Source organism: Streptomyces sp. NPDC005799 (genome assembly GCF_040630525.1).
GTDB lineage: Bacteria > Actinomycetota > Actinomycetes > Streptomycetales > Streptomycetaceae > Streptomyces > Streptomyces griseorubiginosus_B.
The window spans coordinates 1-18,385 of sequence record NZ_JBEXXQ010000067.1 but is presented as its reverse complement, the minus strand read 5'-3'; the positions used below and the strand labels follow the sequence as shown (position 1 = coordinate 18,385).

Here is an 18,385-nt window from a genome sequence, read left to right as displayed (position 1 = left end):
AAGTGACCAACTCCGTCACCCTGTGCAACGAGCCCCCTCCTGGCGGTCCAGCAAGGCTCCGGACGCCCTGGCGGGAGACCGGACCCAGGGCTCGCAACAGTACTCCATTTGGACCACGTGCGTGGATTGGCGCGCCACCCAATATCTGGCAAGGCGTGTGCCCCGGCCGCCTGTTGAGCGGTTCAGGGATCTTGGAAGTGGCGTACCTCACGCAACCGTCAGAAACGGAACCAATGACCGCGCACCGCTCTAGGCCCCCAACACCCGCCGCAGGTAGTCGTTCTGGAACCGGCGGTCCGGGTCGAGCCGGTCCCTCAAAGCGGTGAACTCGCCGAACCGCGGGTAGACGCCGGCGAAGTACTCGGCGTCCCGGGTGTGCACCTTGCCCCAGTGCGGGCGGCCCTCGTGGGCGGTGAGGATGCGCTCCGCGGCGGTGAAGTAGGCGTGGTACGGCGTGCCCTTGAACATGTGGACGGCGACATAGGCGCTGTCGCGGCCGGACGCGGTGGACAGGGTGATGTCGTCGGCGGGGGCGGTGCGCACCTCGACCGGGAAGCTGACCCGGAGGCCGGAGCGGTCGACCATCGCCTTCAGTTCGCGCAGCGTCTCGGCCAGGGCCGCGCGCGGGACGGCGTACTCCATCTCCACGAAGCGCACCCGGCGCGGCGACGTGTAGACCTTGTACGGGATGTCCGTGTACGTGCGCGCGGACAGGGCCTTGCTGGAGATCCGGGCGATCGTCGGGATCGACGCCGGGGCCGCGCGGCCGACCCACTGGGCCACCTGGAACACGCCGTTGGAGAGGAACTCGTCCTCGAACCAGCCCGACACCGGCGGCACCGGCTTCTCCGGGCCCGCGCTGCGGTTGTTGCGCTTGGTGTTGGTGTTGCCGGTGTGCGGGAACCAGTAGAACTCGAAGTGCTCGTTCTCGGCCCAGAGCTGGTCGAACTCGGCGAGCACCTTGTCGAAGGGCATCGGCTCCTCGCGGGCCGTGAGCAGGAAGACCGGCTCCACGGCGAAGGTGATCGCGGTGACGATGCCGAGGGCGCCCAGGCCGATCCGGGCGGCCGCGAAGACCTCCGGGTTCTCCTTCTCGGAGCAGGTGAGGACCGTGCCGTCAGCGGTGAGCAGCTCGAGTCCCTTGATCTGGGCGGCGATCGAGGCCGACTCACGGCCCGTGCCGTGGGTGCCGGTGCTGGTGGCACCGGAGACCGTCTGCTCCATGATGTCGCCCATGTTGGTCAGCGACAGGCCCTCGCGCGCGAGAGCCATGTTGAGCCTCTTGAGCGGGGTGCCGGCCTCCACCGTGACGGTCATGGCATCACGGTCGATATCGCGTATGCCGGTCAACAGTTGAGGGCGGATCAACACACCGTCGGTGGCCGCGATGGACGTGAAGGAGTGCCCGGTGCCGACCGCCTTGACGGTCAGCCCGTCCTCGGCCGCCCGGCGTACGGCCGCGGCCAGTTCCTCCACGGAGGCCGGCGTGACCTCCCGCGCGGGTCGGGCGGAGACGTTGCCGCCCCAGTTACGCCACGTGCCGTTCTTCCCGCTCGCTGTGCTGCTCAACGGTGCCTCCCCGACGCGGAGCCGGCCTGCTGAGCCGGCGGTACCCCAGGAAACCGACCGCGACCGCGACGGCCCCGGACACCGCCGGGACCCCGTACCCGGCTCGCGCCCCGGCCGCGTCGATGACCCAGCCGGCCACGGAGGAGCCGAGCGCGACGCCGACCGCGAGCCCGGTACTGATCCAGGTCATGCCCTCGGTCAACTGCGCGCGTGGTACGTGCTCTTCGATGAGGGACATCGTGGTGATCATCGTGGGTGCGATGGACAGGCCCGCGACGAAGAGCGCCACGGCCAGAAACGGCAAGTTTCCGACCAGTAGGAGGGGGATCATACTCACGGCCATCGCGCATATGCCCAGCAGCCAGCGGCGCTGCGGCGTCCCCGTGAAGCGCAGCAGCCCGAACACGATCCCGGCCGCGCAGGAACCGGCCGCGTACAGGGCCAGGACCACGCTCGCGGCCCCCTTGTGGCCGCGCTCGTCGGCGAAGGCCACGGTGACCACGTCCACCGCCCCGAAGATCGCCCCGGTCGCCACGAAGGTGGCCACCAGGACCTGCAGTCCCCGCGCGCGCAACGCCGAGCCGCCGCCCTGGTGCTCGCGCGGGTGCGGGGCGGGCTCGGTGGCCCGCTGGGATGTCAGCCAGAAGACGCCGACGGCGAGGAAACAGGCCGCGAGCAGCGGTCCCGCCTCCGGGAACCAGGCGGTCGACAGCCCGATGGAGACGATCGGCCCGAAGATGAAGCACACCTCGTCGACGACCGACTCGAACGAGTACGCGGTGTGCAGTTGCGGCGTCCCCCGGTACAGGGCGGCCCACCGCGCGCGGATCATCGCGCCGAGACTCGGTACGGACCCGACGCCGGCCGCGCACAGGAACAGCACCCAGTCCGGCCATCCGAAGCGCGCGGCGAGCAGCAGCCCGGTCGCCGAGGCGAGCGCCACGAGCGTGGCGGGCCGCAGCACGCGCCGTTGCCCGTGCTGGTCCACCAGCCGCGAGATCTGCGGCCCGATCGCCGCCGCGGCCAGCGCGATGGTGGCCGACAGGGCGCCCGCGAGGCCGTACCGCCCACTGATCTGGGAGATCATCGTGACCACGCCGATGCCCATCATCGACAGCGGCATCCGGCCGACGAACCCCGCGGCGGAGAAGCCCTTGGAGCCGGGGGCGGCGAACAGGGCGCGGTAGGGGCTGGGCACGGCGGGCTCCGGATCAGGAGAGGGACGGCGGCGCGGTAAGGCGCGAATGCGGCTGATACAGCTTACGAGTCGGGTCAACCCCATGCACCCGGCCGGAAAGCCCGCGCAACCGGGACGGACCGTGCGGGAACCCGGCCGGACACCCCGCCGTTTCCCGGCTGTCAGTACCGGATGACAGGATCGACCCATGCCAGACGCGCTCGACGCCACCCCCTACGACGCCCTGCTCCTGCTCTCCTTCGGAGGACCCGAGGGCCCCGACGACGTGATCCCCTTCCTGGAGAACGTCACGCGCGGGCGCGGGATCCCCAGGGAACGCCTCAAGGAAGTGGGCGAGCACTACTTCCTGTTCGGCGGGGTCAGCCCGATCAACGACCAGAACCGCGCCCTGCTCGACGCCCTGCGCAAGGACTTCGCGGACCACGGCCTGGACCTGCCGGTCTACTGGGGCAACCGCAACTGGGCCCCATACCTGACGGACACCCTGCGCGAGATGGCCGCCGACGGCCGCCGCCGGATCCTGGTGCTGGCCACCAGCGCCTACGCCTCGTACTCCGGCTGCCGCCAGTACCGCGAGAACCTCGCCGACTCCCTCGCCGCCCTTCGGGCCGAGGGCCTCGACCTGCCGAAGGTCGACAAGATCCGGCACTACTTCAACCACGAGGGCTTCGTCGAGCCCATGGTCGAGGGCGTGCTGAAGTCCCTCGCCGACCTGCCCGAGGACGTCCGGGACGGCGCCCACATCGCCTTCTCGACCCACTCCATCCCGGTCGCCTCCGCCGACACCTCCGGCCCGGTCGAGGACCACGGCGACGGCGGCGCGTACGTCGCCCAGCACCTGGACGTGGCGAAGCTGATCGCCGAGGCGGTCCGCGAGCGCACCGGCGTCGACCACCCCTGGCAGCTCGTCTACCAGTCCCGCTCCGGCGCCCCGCACATCCCGTGGCTGGAGCCGGACATCTGCGACCACCTCGCGGAGCGGCACGCGGCCGGTGTACCGGCGGTGGTGATCGCCCCCATCGGCTTCGTCTCCGACCACATGGAGGTCCTGTACGACCTCGACACGGAGGCCAAGGCCAAGGCGGAGGAGCTGGGCCTGCCCGTGCGCCGCTCGGCCACCGTGGGCGCCGACCCGCGCTTCGCCGCCGCGATCCGCGACCTCGTCCTGGAGCGCGCGGCCGTCGAGCGCGGCCAGGCCGTCACCCCCTGCGCCCTCGGCGCGCTCGGCGCGAGCCACGGCCTCTGCCCCGTCGGCTGCTGCCCCGCCCGCGCCCCGCACCCGGCCGCCGCGGGCGCCGACAGCCCCTACGCGTGAGGAGACCCGTGACCGACGCCCTGCACAGGGAACTGCTGGAACTGGCCCAGGAGGCCGCCCGCCGCGCCGGTGAGCTGCTGCGGGACGGCCGCCCGGCCGACCTGGCGGTGGCCGCGACCAAGTCGAGCCCCATCGACGTCGTGACCGAGATGGACATCGCGGCGGAGAAGCTGATCACGGACCTGATCTCCGCCCGCCGCCCCGACGACGGCTTCCTCGGCGAGGAGGGGGCCTGCGTCGAGGGCACCAGCGGCATCCGCTGGGTGGTCGACCCGCTCGACGGCACGGTCAACTACCTGTACGGGCTGCCGACCTGGTCGGTCTCCATCGCCGCCGAGCAGGACGGCGAGGCGGTCGTCGGAGTCGTCGCGGTACCGATGCGTGGCGAGACGTTCCACGCGGTCCGCGGCGGCGGGGCCTGGGCGACGGGCGCCTGGGAGGGCGAGCGCGCGCTGGCCGTCCGCCCCTCGCCGCCGCTCGACCAGGCCCTGGTCTCGACCGGCTTCAACTACGTCCTGGAGGTCCGCAAGCACCAGGCCGAGGTGGCCCACCGGCTGATCCCGCTGCTGCGGGACATCCGGCGCGGCGGCTCGGCCGCGGTGGACCTGTGCGACCTGGCGGCCGGCCGCCTGGACGGCTTCTACGAGCGCGGACTCAACGCCTGGGACCTCGCGGCCGGGGACCTCGTCGCCCGGGAGGCGGGCGCCCTGACCGGTGGACGCCCCGGAGAGCGCCCGGGACGCGATCTGGCGGTGGCCGGCAGTCCCGGGGTCTTCGAGCCCCTCCAGCGGCTGCTGGAGGATTTCGGCGCCTGGCACGACTGACGGGTCCGGCCACTGCGGCCGGTCCGACCCGGACATGCAGCGGGCCCCCGGCGCTGGATTCGCCGGGGGCCCGCTGTCGCTCGGGAGTGGATCGCTCCTGAGCGATCAGACGCTATGCGCCAACTTCCACACCGTGCTCGGCGGCAAGGCGGCGCAGGTCGTCGAGTTCGCCCTGCTCGACCTCGACGAGGAAGTCGTCGCCCTCGTCGCGAGCCCGCGTCAGGTCGGACTCGGTCGCCTTTATGCGCTGCAGAAGTCCTGCGGTGAATGCGTCCATGCTGCGCCCCCTCGTCCTGGGTCGTGGGTCGGTGGCACGGGGGTGTGCCGTTCGGAAGGGGCGATCACGTCTCCGGCAGATGCCCAGCGGCACTGCCCTGCTGGGCGGCGACGGTGCCGGGCACCCACACGCCCACTCTGCGGAAAGCGGATTGCGCCGTGCCGCATGGTGTTGCGGCACTAGCAGAGCGTGATCGCGGGGTATGAACCGTCCTCCCCCCGCTTCCTTCCACAGAAACCTCAACCGCCGGAGAAAATCTCGCATTCCCGGGCCTCACACCTGTTCTTCATGTCGAGACCACCTTGCCCTTGATGTTCCGTCCCCCGCCTTACCGCCGACTTACGGCCGAAAAGGGCAGGATGGAGGCACACACTCTTGAAGCACCCTGCCCACACCCCTGCCCGCCTGCCCGTCCGGCACTACGCGGGTGGACCTCAGGAAGGACAAGCGACGTGCGCGTACTCGTCGTCGAGGACGAGCAACTGCTCGCCGATGCGGTGGCCACCGGACTGCGCCGGGAGGCCATGGCCGTCGACGTCGTGTACGACGGTGCGGCCGCCCTGGAGCGCATCGGCGTCAACGACTACGACGTGGTCGTCCTCGACCGCGACCTCCCGCTCGTCCACGGCGACGACGTCTGCCGCAAGATCGTCGAGCTCGGCATGCCCACGCGCGTGCTGATGCTCACGGCCTCCGGCGACGTCAGCGACCGCGTGGAGGGCCTGGAGATCGGCGCCGACGACTATCTCCCCAAGCCCTTCGCGTTCAGCGAACTCATCGCCCGCGTGCGGGCCCTCGGCCGCCGCACCAGCGTGCCGCTGCCGCCGGTCCTGGAACGCGCCGGCATCAAGCTCGACCCCAACCGCCGCGAGGTCTTCCGCGACGGCAAGGAGGTCCAGCTCGCCCCCAAGGAGTTCGCGGTCCTGGAGGTGCTGATGCGTTCCGAGGGCGCCGTCGTCTCGGCTGAGCAGCTCCTGGAGAAGGCCTGGGACGAGAACACCGACCCGTTCACCAACGTCGTGCGCGTCACCGTGATGACCCTGCGGCGAAAGCTCGGCGAGCCGCCCGTCATCGTCACCGTCCCCGGCTCCGGCTACCGGATCTGATCCCCGATGGCCGCAACACCCGCTCTCCCCACGGCACCCCCCAAGCCCACCTGGGACCCCAGGAAGCCCGAACCTCCGTTCCCCTGGCTGCGCCCCACCATCCGCATACGCCTGACCCTGCTGTACGGCGGCATGTTCCTGATCGCCGGGATCCTGCTGCTGTCGATCATCTATCTGCTGGCGGCCCAGGCCCTCCACGAGGGCAGCGGCCAGTCGTTCTCGGTGTCCGGCGCCAATCTCGACATCACCAGTTCCACCTGTCCCGCCGTGAACTCGGCGCCGACGAGCGAGATCAACGCGATCCTCAAGCAGTGCGACGCCGTTCAGCGCCAGCACGCCCTCGACGACCTCCTCAGCCGCTCCCTGCTGGCCCTGCTCGGCCTCGCCGTGATCGCCTTCGCCTTCGGCTACGCGATGGCCGGCCGGGTCCTGGCGCCGCTGGGCCGCATCACCCGCACCGCGCGCGCGGTGGCGGGCTCGGACCTCTCCCGACGCATCGAGCTGGACGGCCCGGACGACGAGCTCAAGGAGCTCGCCGACACCTTCGACGACATGCTGGAGCGTCTGCAGCGGGCCTTCACCGCCCAGCAGCGCTTCGTCGGCAACGCCTCGCACGAGCTGCGCACCCCGCTCGCGATCAACCGCACGCTCCTGGAGGTCCACCTCTCCGACCCGAACGCCCCGGTGGAGCTCCAGCAGCTCGGCAAGACGCTGCTGGCCACCAACGAGCGCAGCGAGCAGCTGGTGGAGGGTCTGCTGCTGCTCGCCCGCAGCGACAACCAGATCGTCGAGCGCAAGCCCGTGGACCTCGCGGAGGTCGCCGAGCAGGCCGTCGACCAGGTGTACTCGGAGGCGGAGGCCAAGGGCGTGGTGATCCGCGGGGAGCAGAAGACCGCGGTCGTCCAGGGCAACGGCGTCCTGCTGGAGCGCATCGCGCTGAACCTCGTACAGAACGCCGTACGGTACAACGTGCCCGAGGACGGCTGGGTCGAGGTCACCACCGAGGTCCAGCACGGACAGGCGGTCCTGGTCGTCTCCAACACCGGGCCGGTCGTGCCGGCGTACGAGATCGACAATCTCTTCGAGCCCTTCCGGCGGCTGCGCACGGAGCGCACGGGCAGCGACAAGGGCGTAGGCCTGGGGCTGTCCATCGTGCGGTCCGTGGCGCGGGCGCACGGCGGACACATCTCGGCGCAGCCACGCGAAGGGGGTGGGCTGGTGATGCGGGTCGCTCTTCCCATCTGAGATCATGGCGCCGACACACGGAGCTTGTTCGCTTTGCGCGGAATTTCCCGGCCGCGCAGCCGGGCACCCCCTGTGTGATCGATCACATGGGCGATTTATCGGCCATCTACTCTCCGTGATCAAGGGGGCCGTCGGAAAGCCGGGAAAATCCTGGTTTTCGGGTGTCTTGATCACGGGAAGTACAGGTTGAGACGCCTTTGAAGAGCGGTAGGCGGACCGTGTACGGTCCCGTTCGCCATCCAAGCCGATCACTCTTGAGGAGTCCGGTTGGGTGTCGATTGAGTAACAGACCTTGATGTGAGGCAAAATCTCCGCCTCGAGGCGGGCACAAGTCCGGCCTCTCACGCGTTACGTGCGCTGGAGACACCCGCAGACACCCAGAGGGGGAGAGCGAAATGGCAACGGATTACGACACCCCACGCAAGACCGACGACGATGTGGACTCCGACAGCCTTGAAGAGCTGAAGGCCAGGAGGAACGACAAGTCCACCTCGGCGGTCGACGTAGACGAGTTCGAGGCCGCCGAAGGCCTGGAACTGCCCGGGGCCGACCTCTCCAATGAGGAGCTGGCCGTCCGGGTGCTGCCCAAGCAGCAGGACGAGTTCACCTGCATGAGCTGCTTCCTGGTGCACCACCGCAGCCAGCTGGCCCGGGAGAAGAACGGTCAGCCGATCTGCCGCGACTGCGACTGAGGACGGGTCGGCCGTGACTGGCTCGACCCCTCCCTGGAAGCGCCGCTCCCCCCTGCAGGGAGCGGACGAAGGGCCGCAGTACGGCCCTCACGGCGTGCGTGACGACGAGCGGGGCCCATCAGGTGCGACACCGGAGACCACGGGGTCCACGGGATCGGCCCCGCTCGAACCTGCGGCAGGCCGGGCCGACCTCCCGGTGCCGGCGCAGGGCGGGAATCCCGCGCCCGTCCCCAGGCGACGGGCCGCGGCGATCCGGGACAAGGCCAGGGAAGGCGTGCGCAAGGGCGGCAGCCGGGCCCGCGCCGGGCTGGCGTACCTCGCCGACCGGATCATCGAGATGGCCCCCCGGGTGCCCGTACGCGACCTCGCCGCCCTCCGCAGGCAGTTCCCGGGCCTCGGACCCGAGCAGATCGCCGACAAGCTCGTGGCGGGCGCCGCGAGCGCCACGGCCACGGTCGGGGCCGGCATCGGAGCGGCGGCCATGCTGCCCGTACCGCCCGCCATGCCGACCGAGCTGGCCGCGGAGATCACCGGCGTGGCCGCGATCGAGCTGAAGCTGATCGCCGAACTCCACGAGGTCTACGGACTGCGACCGCCCGGCAACCTCAAGGAACGCAGCACCGCGTACCTCAACTCGTGGTCGGGGGAGCGTGGCATCGAGGTGACCAAGCCGTCCACCTTCGGCGGGGCCGTCAACAGCCGGATGAAACAGCAGCTGCGCCAGCAGATCATGAAGCGCGTGGTGCGCGACCTGCCGAACCTGATGCCCTTCATGGTGGGCGCCGCGGTGGGCGCGGTCATGAACCGGCGGGACACCAAGAGGCTCGCCGAGCGCATCCGCAAGGACCTGCGCAAGGCCCAGGTGCCGTGGGAGGCGCTGCCCGAGCTGCCGCCCCTGGACCAGCCGGCCCACCCGCTGGAGCTGGAGGACGGCGCCGCGGGCTGAGCGCCCTACGCGACGGCCTCCCGGGCCGCCTTCAGGGCCTCCGCCAGCCGCTCCGGCTCCCGCGTCGACAGGTACAGGTACGGCGTCGGGTCCTCGGGGTCGGTCACGACCACCCGCAGCGCCGTGGGGATGTAGGAGCGCAGCAGCAGGAACGCGCGCGTGTCCGCCTTGTAGGTGCGCCAGGCCCGCGCCTCCTCGCCCTCCAGGACCTCCGTGTCCCCGAGCGCCGTCACCGGGATCCTCGCCTCGCCCGCGATCAGCGAGCCGCCCACCACCCTGATGCGGACCGAGCCGTACGAGCTCGCCATGACAGCCGCGACCGCCGTGCCGCCGACCAGGCCGCCGAGCAGCGGCAGGGTGCCGAAGGGCAGCAGGATCAGGGCGAAGGAGACGCCCACCAGGAAGGAGATCAGCCACCACGAGCGCGGGGCGGTGAGGCGTTCTTCGTAAGGGGCGGTGGAGAGCTGCATGCGGCCAAGCTTGGCATGGTGTCCGGATACGGCGCGGGTCAGGGGTGCCGGCGCGAAGCGCCGTCGAGCAGGGCGGTGGTGGGAGACGGACGGGCGGGTAAGGTCTGCGGCTGTGAGTGGTACTTCAGCAGCTCTCAAGCCTCCCGCCGACGCGGCGAAACCCGTGCGTCATCCTGACGCGCCCGCGCCCGGTGAGCTTCTGGGTGCCCACTACGAACAGTGTTTCGGATGTGGCGGCGGACAGGCTCACGGACTGCACCTACAGGCGCGGGCCGGCGACGGCGTCGGCATCACGGCCGAGTTCACCGTGCAGCCCGCGCACCAGGGCGCGCCCGGCCTCGCGCACGGGGGAGTGCTGGCGACCGCGCTGGACGAGACCCTCGGCTCGCTGAACTGGCTGCTGCGCACGATCGCGGTCACCGGACGCCTGGAGACCGACTTCGTCCGGCCGGTGCCGGTCGGGACGACCCTGTATCTGACGGCCGAGGTCACCGCGGTCGCGGGGCGCAAGATCTACTCCGCCGCCACCGGCCGGCTCGACGCCCCGGACGGTCCGGTCGCCGTGCGCGCCGACGCGCTCTTCATCGAGGTCGAGGTCGGCCACTTCATCGACAACGGCCGACCCGAGGACATCCAGGCCGCCATGAACGACCCGGACGAGGTCCGGCGGGCCCGCGCCTTCGAGGTGAACCCGTGAGCCGTGAGCCCCTGAACGTGCTGATGCGCCGCGTCGACCCCGACGTACCGCTTCCGTCGTACGCGCATCCCGGTGACGCGGGAGCCGATCTGCGCACCACCGAGGCGTGCGAACTGGGGCCCGGGGAAAGGGCCGTGCTGCCCACCGGGGTGGCTGTCGCCCTCCCCGAGGGGTACGCGGCCTTCGTGCATCCACGGTCCGGGCTCGCCGCCCGCTGCGGTGTCGCTCTGGTGAATGCCCCGGGGACCGTTGATGCCGGGTACCGTGGGGAGATCAAGGTGATCGTGGTGAATCTCGACCCGCGCGAGGTGGTGCGGTTCGAGCGCTTCGACCGGATCGCCCAACTGGTCGTCCAGCAGGTCGAGAAGGTCCGCTTCCAGGAGGTGGCGGAGCTTCCCGGCTCGGCACGGGCCGAAGGGGGCTTCGGGTCCACCGGAGGTCATGCCGCGGTGGCCGGAGAGAACAGCACAAGGGGTCAGGCCGCCGACGGCGGCACTACGGGTGGGAATCGATACGCTTCGGTCGTATCCGACCGGGAAGGACAGTGACGTGTTCGGACGTCGCAACAAGAAGGGTGCCGCCGAGGACGCGGCCGGCGAGGCCGAGCAGGTCGTCGACAGTGTCGACGCTGAGGCGGACGACGAAGAGGTCGAGCGCGAGCGGGTGAGGCTCGAGCCCGAGCCGCGGCCCGACGGGCCCTGGGACGACTCCGAGGTGCGCGACCCCGCGGAGGGCCGCGTGGACCTGGGCGGTCTCTTCGTGCCCGGGGTCGACGGCATGGAACTGCGGGTCGAGGTCGCGGGCGACGCGATCGTCGCGGCGACCGTCGTGCTGCGCGACAGCGCCATCCAGCTGCAGGCCTTCGCCGCGCCCAAGCGCGAGGGCATCTGGGGCGAGGTGCGTGAGGAGATCGGCGCCGGCATCACCCAGCAGGGTGGCATCGTCGACGAGGTCGAGGGCCCGCTCGGCTGGGAGCTGCGCGCCCAGGTGCCGGTGCAGCTGCCGGACGGCACGGGTGGTTTCCAGGTCGTGCGGTTCGTCGGCGTGGACGGTCCGCGCTGGTTCCTGCGCGGGGTGATCTCGGGCCAGGGCGCGGTGCAGCCGCAGGCGGCCGGCCTGCTCGAGCAGATCTTCCGGGACACGGTCGTGGTCCGCGGCGAGGGCCCGATGGCGCCCCGGGACCCGATCGTCCTGAAGCTGCCCAACGACGCCCAGATGGTCCCCGAGGGCGTCCAGCAGGAGGAGTCCTCGCGCTTCTCCGGCGGCATGGGCCAGCTGCAGCGCGGTCCGGAGATCACCGAGGTCCGTTAGACAACCGAGCGACAAGGGCCGTACCCCTCGCGGGGTACGGCCTTTTTCCTGCGCGGGCCCTTGACGGTGTATTGGTCCGTACCTATGGTCTCGGCCCAGCGCCTCTGTTCACGGGGGCGCTCGTCGTTCACATACGAGAACGGGGCCCCATTCATGCGTCGCACCGCACTGCTCGTAACCGTCTCCGTACTTGTCGTGGGCATGATGACTTGGCCTGCCCCCCGTCACGCCGAAGCCGCCCCCACCGCCTTCGCGCACCCCGGTGTCACCGTCTCCCGGGCCCAGCTGGACTTCACCCGCGGCAAGGTCGATGCCGGTGCCCAGCCCTGGAAAAGCGCCTTCGACCAGATGATGGCGAGCAAGTACGCCGACCTGAACCGCACACCGAAGCCACGGACGACGGTCGAGTGCGGCTCGTACTCGAATCCGAACAACGGTTGTACCGACGAGCGCCAGGACGCGCTCGCCGCCTACACCGACGCGCTCGCCTGGTACATCACCCGCGACGACCGGTACGCGAAGAAGTCGATCCAGCTCATGGACGCCTGGTCCGCCGTGATCAAGCAGCACACCAACAGCAACGCGCCCCTGCAGACCGGCTGGGCGGGCTCCTCCTGGCCGCGCGCCGCCGAGATCATCAAGTACACGTACACCGGCGGCTGGGCGAACTCAGGCCGCTTCGCGACCATGCTCCGCACCGTCTACCTGCCCGAGGTCATCGGCGGCTCCAACTCCAACGGCAACTGGGAGCTGTCGATGATGGAGGCCGCCGTCGGCATCTCCGTCTTCCTCGAGGACAAGTCGTCGTACGACAAGGCCATGGCGAGGTTCCGCACCCGCGCGGCCGCCTACGTCTACCTCGCCTCCGACGGTGATCTGCCGAAGACCGTGCCGAGCCAGAACCTCGACACCAGGGCGAAGATCGTCGGCTACTGGCAGGGGCAGTCCACCTTCGTCACCGGGCTCACCCAGGAGACCTGCCGCGACTTCACCCACACGGGGTACGGCCTCTCCGCGATGTCCCACGTCGCCGAGACCAGCCGCATCCAGGGCCAGGACCTGTACGGCACCGACGTCGGTGAACGGCTGCGCCAGGCGCTCGGATTCCAGGCCAAGTACCAGCTGGGCGCGGCCGTCCCGAGCCGGCTGTGCGGTGGCTCGCTGAAACTCGGGCTCGGACCGGTCACCGAGGTCGGCTACAACGCCCTGCACAACCGCCTCGGCATCGCGATGAGCAACACCCAGGCCCTGACCGAGCGGCAGCGGCCGGCCGGCTCCGACAACCTCTTCGTGGCCTGGGAGACCCTCACCCACGGCGACAACCCGAGCTGAACCGTTGATCGACCGGGCGCCGGCCGCGATACTGGCGCCCGGTCGACGGGGGAGGCGACATGAGCGGCCAGGTGGCCACCGAGACCATGGTGCGCGTCGAGGACGTCCACAGGTCCTACGGCCGGGGGGCGGCCGCCGTGCACGCCCTGCGCGGTGTCTCCTTCGAGATCCCGCGCGGTGAACTCGTCGCCCTCAAGGGGCGCTCCGGGTCGGGCAAGACGACGCTCCTCAACATCGTCGGAGGGCTCGACGCACCGGACCGCGGGCGGGTCACCGTGGACGGGCTGGATCTGTCGGAGCTCGGTGAGGAGGGGCTGCTGGCCCTGCGCCGCGACCGGGTCGGCTTCGTCTTCCAGTCCTTCGGGCTGATCCCGATCCTCACGGCCGCCGAGAACGTCGGCGTCCCGATGCGGCTGCGCCGGGCCGAGGTACGCGCGCGTGAGGAGCGCGTCGAGCTGCTGCTCGCGCTGGTGGGCCTCACCGACCACGCCGCCCAGCGGCCCGGCGAGCTCTCCGGCGGCCAGCAGCAGCGCGTCGCCATCGCCCGCGCCCTCGCCAACAGCCCCGCCCTGCTGATCGCCGACGAGCCGACCGGCCAGCTGGACGCCGAGACCGGCCACGCGGTCATGGAGCTGCTGCGGGCCGTCGTCCACAGCGAGCACTCCGCCACCCTGGGCTTCACCGACGGGCCTGCGTCCGTCCTCGTCGCCACTCATGACACGACCCTCCTCGACCTGGCCGACCGGGTGCTGGAGCTCAGCGACGGGGAGATCGTCGAGACGTGAGCGTCAGAGTTCCGTCAAAGACCGCTTCCGGCGCCTTCCGGGCACGATGAGTCGCGATTGTTGGCCGTAAGGTCGACGCTGCGTAGGCAGCAGTGACCGGAAGACAATGGGGCCATGGGACGCGGCAAGCTTCGGATCTACCTCGGCGCGGCACCGGGCGTCGGCAAGACGTACGCGATGCTCTCCGAGGCGCACCGGCGCGTGGAGCGGGGCACCGACTGCGTGGTGGCCTTCGTGGAGCACCACGACCGGCCGCGCACCGAGGTGATGCTGCACGGCCTGGAGCAGGTGCCGCGCCGCGAGCTGGAGTACCGGGACACGACGTTCACCGAGATGGACGTGGACGCCGTACTCACCCGGAACCCCGAGGTCGCCCTCGTGGACGAACTGGCCCACACCAACGTCCCCGGCTCCCGCAACGCCAAGCGCTGGCAGGACGTCGAGGAGCTGCTCGCGGCCGGCATCGACGTCGTGTCGACGGTCAACATCCAGCACCTGGAGTCCCTCGGCGACGTCGTCGAGTCGATCACCGGCGTACGGCAGCGGGAGACCGTGCCGGACGAAATGGTGCGGCGGGCCGACCAGATCGAGCTGGTCGACATGTCGCCGCAGGCCCTGCGCCGCCGGATGGCGCACGGCAACATCTACAAACCCGACAAGGTCGACGCGGCCCTGTCCAACTACTTCCGGCCGGGCAATCTCACCGCCCTGCGTGAACTGGCCCTGCTCTGGGTGGCCGACCGGGTCGACGAGTACCTGCAGCAGTACCGCAGCGAGCACCGCGTGTCGAAGATCTGGGGTTCGCGCGAGCGGATCGTGGTCGGGCTCACCGGCGGTCCCGAGGGGCGCACGCTGATCCGGCGCGCCGCGCGGCTCGCGGAGAAGGGCGCCGGCGGCGAGGTGCTGGCGGTCTACATAGCCAGCAGCGACGGGCTGACGGCCGCCTCCCCGAAGGAACTCGCCGTCCAGCGCACCCTCGTGGAGGACCTCGGCGGCACCTTCCACCACGTCGTCGGCGACGACATACCGGCCGCCCTGCTCGCCTTCGCACGCGGCGTCAACGCCACCCAGATCGTGCTCGGCGTCTCACGCCGAAAGAGCTGGCAGTACGTCTTCGGACCCGGCGTCGGCGCCACGGTCGCCCGGGACTCGGGGCCCGACCTCGACGTCCACCTGATCACGCACGACGAGGCCGGCAAGGGGCGCGGACTCCCGGTCGCCCGGGGCGCGCGTCTCGGCCGGTCCCGGATCATCTGGGGCTGGGTGATCGGGGTCGCCGGACCGGCGGTCCTGGCCGCGCTGCTCAACACCGTCCACCTCGGTCTCGCCAACGACATGCTGCTGTTCCTCGCGGTGACCGTCGCGGCCGCGCTGCTCGGCGGACTGCTTCCCGCGCTCGCCGCGGCCGCGGTCGGCTCCCTGCTGCTGAACTACTTCTACACACCGCCCCTGCACCGCTGGACCATCGCCGACCCCAGGAACATCGTCGCCATCGTGATCTTCGTCGGCGTGGGTGTCTCCGTGGCCTCCGTCGTCGACCTCGCGGCCCGCCGCACCCATCAGGCGGCCCGGCTGCGCGCCGAGTCGGAGATCCTGTCCTTCCTCGCGGGCAACGTGCTGCGCGGCGAGACCGGCCTGGAGGAACTGCTGGAGCGGGTCCGGGAGACCTTCGGCATGGAGTCGGCGGCCCTGCTGGAGCGGGCCGGTGACCACGACCCGTGGACGTGCGCGGGCCGCGCCGGGTTCGGCCCCGCCGTGGAGCGGCCGGAGGAGGCCGACGTGGACGTCCCGGTCGGCGACCACATGGCGCTCGCGCTGACCGGCCGGGTGCTGCCCGCCGAGGACCGCCGGGTGCTGGCCGCGTTCGCCGCGCAGGCCGCCGTGGTCCTGGACCGCCGGCGCCTGCGGGAGGAGGCCGACCAGGCCCGCGCGCTCGCCGAGGGCAACCGGATCCGTACGGCGCTGCTGGCCGCCGTCAGCCACGACCTGCGCACACCCCTGGCCGGCATCAAGGCGGCCGTCTCCTCCCTGCGCTCCGACGACGTGGCCTGGTCGGAGGAGGACCAGGCCGAGTTGCTCGAGGGCATCGAGGAGGGCGCCGACCGGCTCGACCACCTCGTCGGCAACCTCCTCGACATGTCCCGTCTGCAGACCGGCACGGTCACCCCGCTGATCCGCGAGGTCGACCTCGACGAGGTGGTGCCGATGGCGCTCGTCGGGGTTCCCGAGGACAGCGTCGAACTGGACGTCCCGGAGACTCTGCCCATGGTCGCCGTCGACCCGGGGCTGCTGGAGCGGTCGGTGGCCAACCTGGTCGAGAACGCCGTCAAGTACAGCCCGCCGGGCAGACCGGTGCTGGTCGGCGCCAGCGCCATCGCCGACCGCGTGGAGGTCCGGGTCGTGGACCGCGGCCCCGGCGTCCCCGACGACGGCAAGGAGCGCATCTTCGAGCCCTTCCAGCGCTACGGCGACGCCCCGCGCGGCGCCGGCGTGGGGCTCGGGCTCGCGGTGGCCCGCGGCTTCGCCGAGGCGATGGGCGGCACCCTCGCCGCCGAGGACACACCGGGCGGCGGCCTCACCATGGTGCTCACCCTGCGTGCGGAAGGATCGCACGCGGAGGTCCTCCCCTCGGTGGAACCCGAAAGGCAGGTCACATGACCCGGGTGCTCGTGATCGACGACGAGCCGCAGATCGTGCGCGCCCTCGTGATCAACCTGAAGGCGCGCAAGTACGAGGTCGACGCGGCCCACGACGGCACAACCGCCCTGCAGATCGCCGCCGCCCGCCACCCCGACGTCGTCGTCCTCGACCTGGGCCTGCCCGACATGGACGGCGTCGAGGTGATCCGCGGCCTGCGCGGCTGGACCCGGGTGCCGATCCTGGTGCTGTCCGCCCGGCACACCTCCGACGAGAAGGTCGAGGCCCTCGACGCGGGCGCCGACGACTACGTCACCAAGCCCTTCGGCATGGACGAGCTGCTCGCCCGGCTGCGGGCCGCCGTCCGGCGCGCCGAGCCCGTCGGGGCCGGGGAGGACGAGGTGACGACCGTGGAGACCGAGGAGTTCACCGTCGACCTGACCGCGAAGAAGGTCAACCGGGGTGGCCAGGACGTCCGGCTGACCCCCACCGAGTGGCATCTGCTGGAGGTGCTGGTCCGCAGCACGGGCCGGCTGGTCAGCCAGCGGCAGCTGCTGCAGGAGGTGTGGGGACCGTCGTACGGGACGGAGACCAACTACCTGCGCGTGTACATGGCGCAACTGCGCAGAAAGCTGGAGGCGGACCCGTCCCACCCGAAGCACTTCATCACCGAGCCCGGGATGGGCTATCGCTTCGAGAAGTGAGTATCGGTTCGAGCGTCAGGGCTGCGGGTACGAAGCTGTCAGTGCGCCCCGGTACGCTTCAGATATGAGTGCTGTTCCTCGTTCCGAAAAGCCGGTGGGCCGGTTCCGGCGCATGCTCGACCGGCTCTCCTCGTCGCAGGAGGACCTGGAGTCCGAGGAGCTGCGCGAGGACGCCGAGACGGCGGGCTGTGTGCGGATCGGCGACTGCCACGACCGACAGATCGTCACGGTTACTGGTACCTTGCGCACGGTCACCCTGCGGCCGCGTGCGGGCGTCCCGGCCCTGGAGGCCGAGCTGTTCGACGGCTCCGCCGCGCTGGACGTGGTGTGGCTCGGCCGGCGCTCCATAGTCGGGATAGAGCCGGGGCGCAGACTGATCGCATCGGGTCGGATCTCGATGAGCCGGGGCCGCCGGGTGCTGTTCAATCCGAAATACGAACTGAGACCCCTCGGACGGGAGTAGCCGGTGACGTCGCTCGACAAGCCGACAGAGGACACGTCTGCCGACGACGCACGGGCGGTGACCGAGGCCGCCCTGTTCGAGGCGTTCGGCGGCGTGCGGGGCATGGTCGAGACGGTGCTGCCCGGTCTCCTCTTCGTCACCATCTTCACGATCAACAAGGACCTGCACTGGTCGGCGATCGCCGCCCTCGCGGTGTCCCTGCTGCTGGTGGTGGTCCGGCTGGCCATGCGGACCACCGTCAAGCACGCGTTCAGCGGTGTCTTCGGTGTCGCCTTCGGTGTGGTCTTCGCCATGATGACCGGCAACGCCAAGGACTTCTACCTCCCCGGCATGCTCTACACGCTGGGCCTGGCGCTGGCGTACATCGTCACGACCCTGTGCGGTGTCCCGCTGATCGGCCTGATCCTCGGCCCGGTCTTCAAGGAGAACCTCTCCTGGCGCACCCGCAACCCCGGCCGCAAGAAGGTGTACGCGAAGGCCAGTTGGGCCTGGGGCCTGATCCTGCTGGCCAAGTGCGCGATCCTCTTCCCGCTGTACTGGTGGGCCAACACCGCGCAGCTGGGCTGGGTCCTGGTCGCGTTGAAGATCCCGCCGTTCCTGCTGGCGGTCTGGCTGACCTGGGTGTTCCTGGCGAAGGCACCGGCTCCGATCGACGTCTTCGCCGAGATGGAGGCCGAGGAGCAGGCCGAGAAGGAGCGCAAGGCGGCGCTGGCGGCCGAGCGCGCGGAGCAGGGTGAGGCGGCCGGCGGACGGCACCGTCGAGAGGCCTAGTCACCGGTACGACGACGAGGGGCGCCCCACGCGCCTGGGGCGC

General features: G+C 70.9%; 19 protein-coding genes. 15 read left to right on the top strand and 4 right to left on the bottom strand.

Annotated features, from left to right (window positions below):
* Positions 1-249: 249 nt before the first annotated feature.
* Together ABZ453_RS43080 and ABZ453_RS43075 are read right to left on the bottom strand one after the other, a co-directional pair.
* Positions 250-1,569: a D-arabinono-1,4-lactone oxidase gene (locus ABZ453_RS43080; protein ID WP_359024232.1), complete on the bottom strand. Its 1,320-nt coding sequence runs from the start codon at positions 1,567-1,569 to the stop codon at positions 250-252.
* A complete protein-coding gene (locus ABZ453_RS43075; RefSeq protein ID WP_359024230.1) occupies positions 1,529-2,767 on the bottom strand; it encodes an MFS transporter in 1,239 nt (412 codons plus the stop codon). The genes ABZ453_RS43080 and ABZ453_RS43075 overlap by 41 nt, the downstream gene beginning before the upstream one ends.
* Positions 2,768-2,954: 187 nt before the next feature.
* On the opposite strand from ABZ453_RS43075, the gene ABZ453_RS43070 reads away from it, so the two are divergent.
* Positions 2,955-4,082 (top strand): ferrochelatase, encoded by a 1,128-nt coding sequence (locus ABZ453_RS43070; RefSeq protein WP_359024228.1) that lies wholly within the window; start codon positions 2,955-2,957, stop codon positions 4,080-4,082.
* An 8-nt stretch (positions 4,083-4,090) separates the two neighbouring features.
* Positions 4,091-4,906 (top strand): inositol monophosphatase family protein, encoded by an 816-nt coding sequence (locus ABZ453_RS43065; RefSeq protein WP_359024226.1) that lies wholly within the window; start codon positions 4,091-4,093, stop codon positions 4,904-4,906.
* Positions 4,907-5,018: 112 nt separating this feature from the next.
* On the opposite strand, the gene ABZ453_RS43060 is transcribed toward ABZ453_RS43065, so the two are convergent.
* A complete protein-coding gene (locus ABZ453_RS43060; RefSeq protein WP_165954967.1) occupies positions 5,019-5,183 on the bottom strand; it encodes a hypothetical protein in 165 nt (54 codons plus the stop codon).
* A 452-nt stretch (positions 5,184-5,635) separates the two neighbouring features.
* On the opposite strand from ABZ453_RS43060, the gene ABZ453_RS43055 reads away from it, so the two are divergent.
* From ABZ453_RS43055 to ABZ453_RS43040, 4 genes are all read left to right on the top strand, one after another.
* Entirely contained in the window at positions 5,636-6,289 is a 654-nt protein-coding gene (locus ABZ453_RS43055) for a response regulator transcription factor (protein ID WP_003993508.1), read from the top strand.
* A gap of 6 nt (positions 6,290-6,295) precedes the next feature.
* Positions 6,296-7,534 carry a HAMP domain-containing sensor histidine kinase gene (locus tag ABZ453_RS43050; RefSeq protein ID WP_359024224.1) on the top strand — a complete coding sequence of 413 codons (1,239 nt, stop codon included), beginning with the start codon at positions 6,296-6,298 and terminating at the stop codon, positions 7,532-7,534.
* Positions 7,535-7,929: 395 nt separating this feature from the next.
* Positions 7,930-8,226, top strand: a complete 297-nt coding sequence (locus ABZ453_RS43045) for a DUF4193 domain-containing protein (protein WP_005481602.1) — start codon at positions 7,930-7,932, stop codon at positions 8,224-8,226.
* Positions 8,227-8,239: 13 nt separating this feature from the next.
* A complete protein-coding gene (locus ABZ453_RS43040) occupies positions 8,240-9,172 on the top strand; it encodes a hypothetical protein (RefSeq protein ID WP_359024222.1) in 933 nt (310 codons plus the stop codon).
* 5 nt (positions 9,173-9,177) lie between these two features.
* Here the strand turns inward: ABZ453_RS43040 and ABZ453_RS43035 are convergent, their stop codons facing one another.
* A complete protein-coding gene (locus ABZ453_RS43035; protein ID WP_359024220.1) occupies positions 9,178-9,642 on the bottom strand; it encodes a DUF3093 domain-containing protein in 465 nt (154 codons plus the stop codon).
* A gap of 112 nt (positions 9,643-9,754) precedes the next feature.
* On the opposite strand from ABZ453_RS43035, the gene ABZ453_RS43030 reads away from it, so the two are divergent.
* The 9 genes from ABZ453_RS43030 to ABZ453_RS42990 all read left to right on the top strand — a co-directional run bounded on the left by ABZ453_RS43030 (position 9,755) and on the right by ABZ453_RS42990 (position 18,342).
* Positions 9,755-10,339: a PaaI family thioesterase gene (locus tag ABZ453_RS43030; protein ID WP_359024218.1), complete on the top strand. Its 585-nt coding sequence runs from the start codon at positions 9,755-9,757 to the stop codon at positions 10,337-10,339.
* Positions 10,336-10,887, top strand: coding sequence for a dUTP diphosphatase (dut, locus tag ABZ453_RS43025; protein ID WP_359024216.1), 552 nt, complete (start codon positions 10,336-10,338; stop codon positions 10,885-10,887). Before ABZ453_RS43030 ends, dut begins: the two co-directional genes overlap by 4 nt.
* 1 nt (position 10,888) lies before the next feature.
* Entirely contained in the window at positions 10,889-11,650 is a 762-nt protein-coding gene (locus ABZ453_RS43020; RefSeq protein WP_356761822.1) for a DUF3710 domain-containing protein, read from the top strand.
* Between the two features lie 201 nt (positions 11,651-11,851).
* The gene (locus ABZ453_RS43015; protein WP_359024214.1) at positions 11,852-12,982 is read left to right on the top strand and encodes an alginate lyase family protein; all 1,131 of its coding nucleotides are present in this window, start codon (positions 11,852-11,854) and stop codon (positions 12,980-12,982) included.
* Positions 12,983-13,041: 59 nt separating this feature from the next.
* On the top strand, positions 13,042-13,767 hold the full coding sequence (locus ABZ453_RS43010; RefSeq protein ID WP_359024212.1) for an ABC transporter ATP-binding protein: 726 nt from the start codon (positions 13,042-13,044) through the stop codon (positions 13,765-13,767).
* A gap of 114 nt (positions 13,768-13,881) precedes the next feature.
* Positions 13,882-16,425, top strand: a complete 2,544-nt coding sequence (locus ABZ453_RS43005) for a sensor histidine kinase KdpD (RefSeq protein WP_359024210.1) — start codon at positions 13,882-13,884, stop codon at positions 16,423-16,425.
* Positions 16,422-17,108, top strand: coding sequence for a response regulator (locus ABZ453_RS43000; protein WP_359024208.1), 687 nt, complete (start codon positions 16,422-16,424; stop codon positions 17,106-17,108). The genes ABZ453_RS43005 and ABZ453_RS43000 overlap by 4 nt, the downstream gene beginning before the upstream one ends.
* 64 nt (positions 17,109-17,172) lie before the next feature.
* Positions 17,173-17,571: an OB-fold nucleic acid binding domain-containing protein gene (locus ABZ453_RS42995; protein WP_123997184.1), complete on the top strand. Its 399-nt coding sequence runs from the start codon at positions 17,173-17,175 to the stop codon at positions 17,569-17,571.
* A gap of 3 nt (positions 17,572-17,574) precedes the next feature.
* Positions 17,575-18,342 carry a DUF3159 domain-containing protein gene (locus tag ABZ453_RS42990; RefSeq protein WP_359024205.1) on the top strand — a complete coding sequence of 256 codons (768 nt, stop codon included), beginning with the start codon at positions 17,575-17,577 and terminating at the stop codon, positions 18,340-18,342.
* Positions 18,343-18,385: the final 43 nt, after the last annotated feature.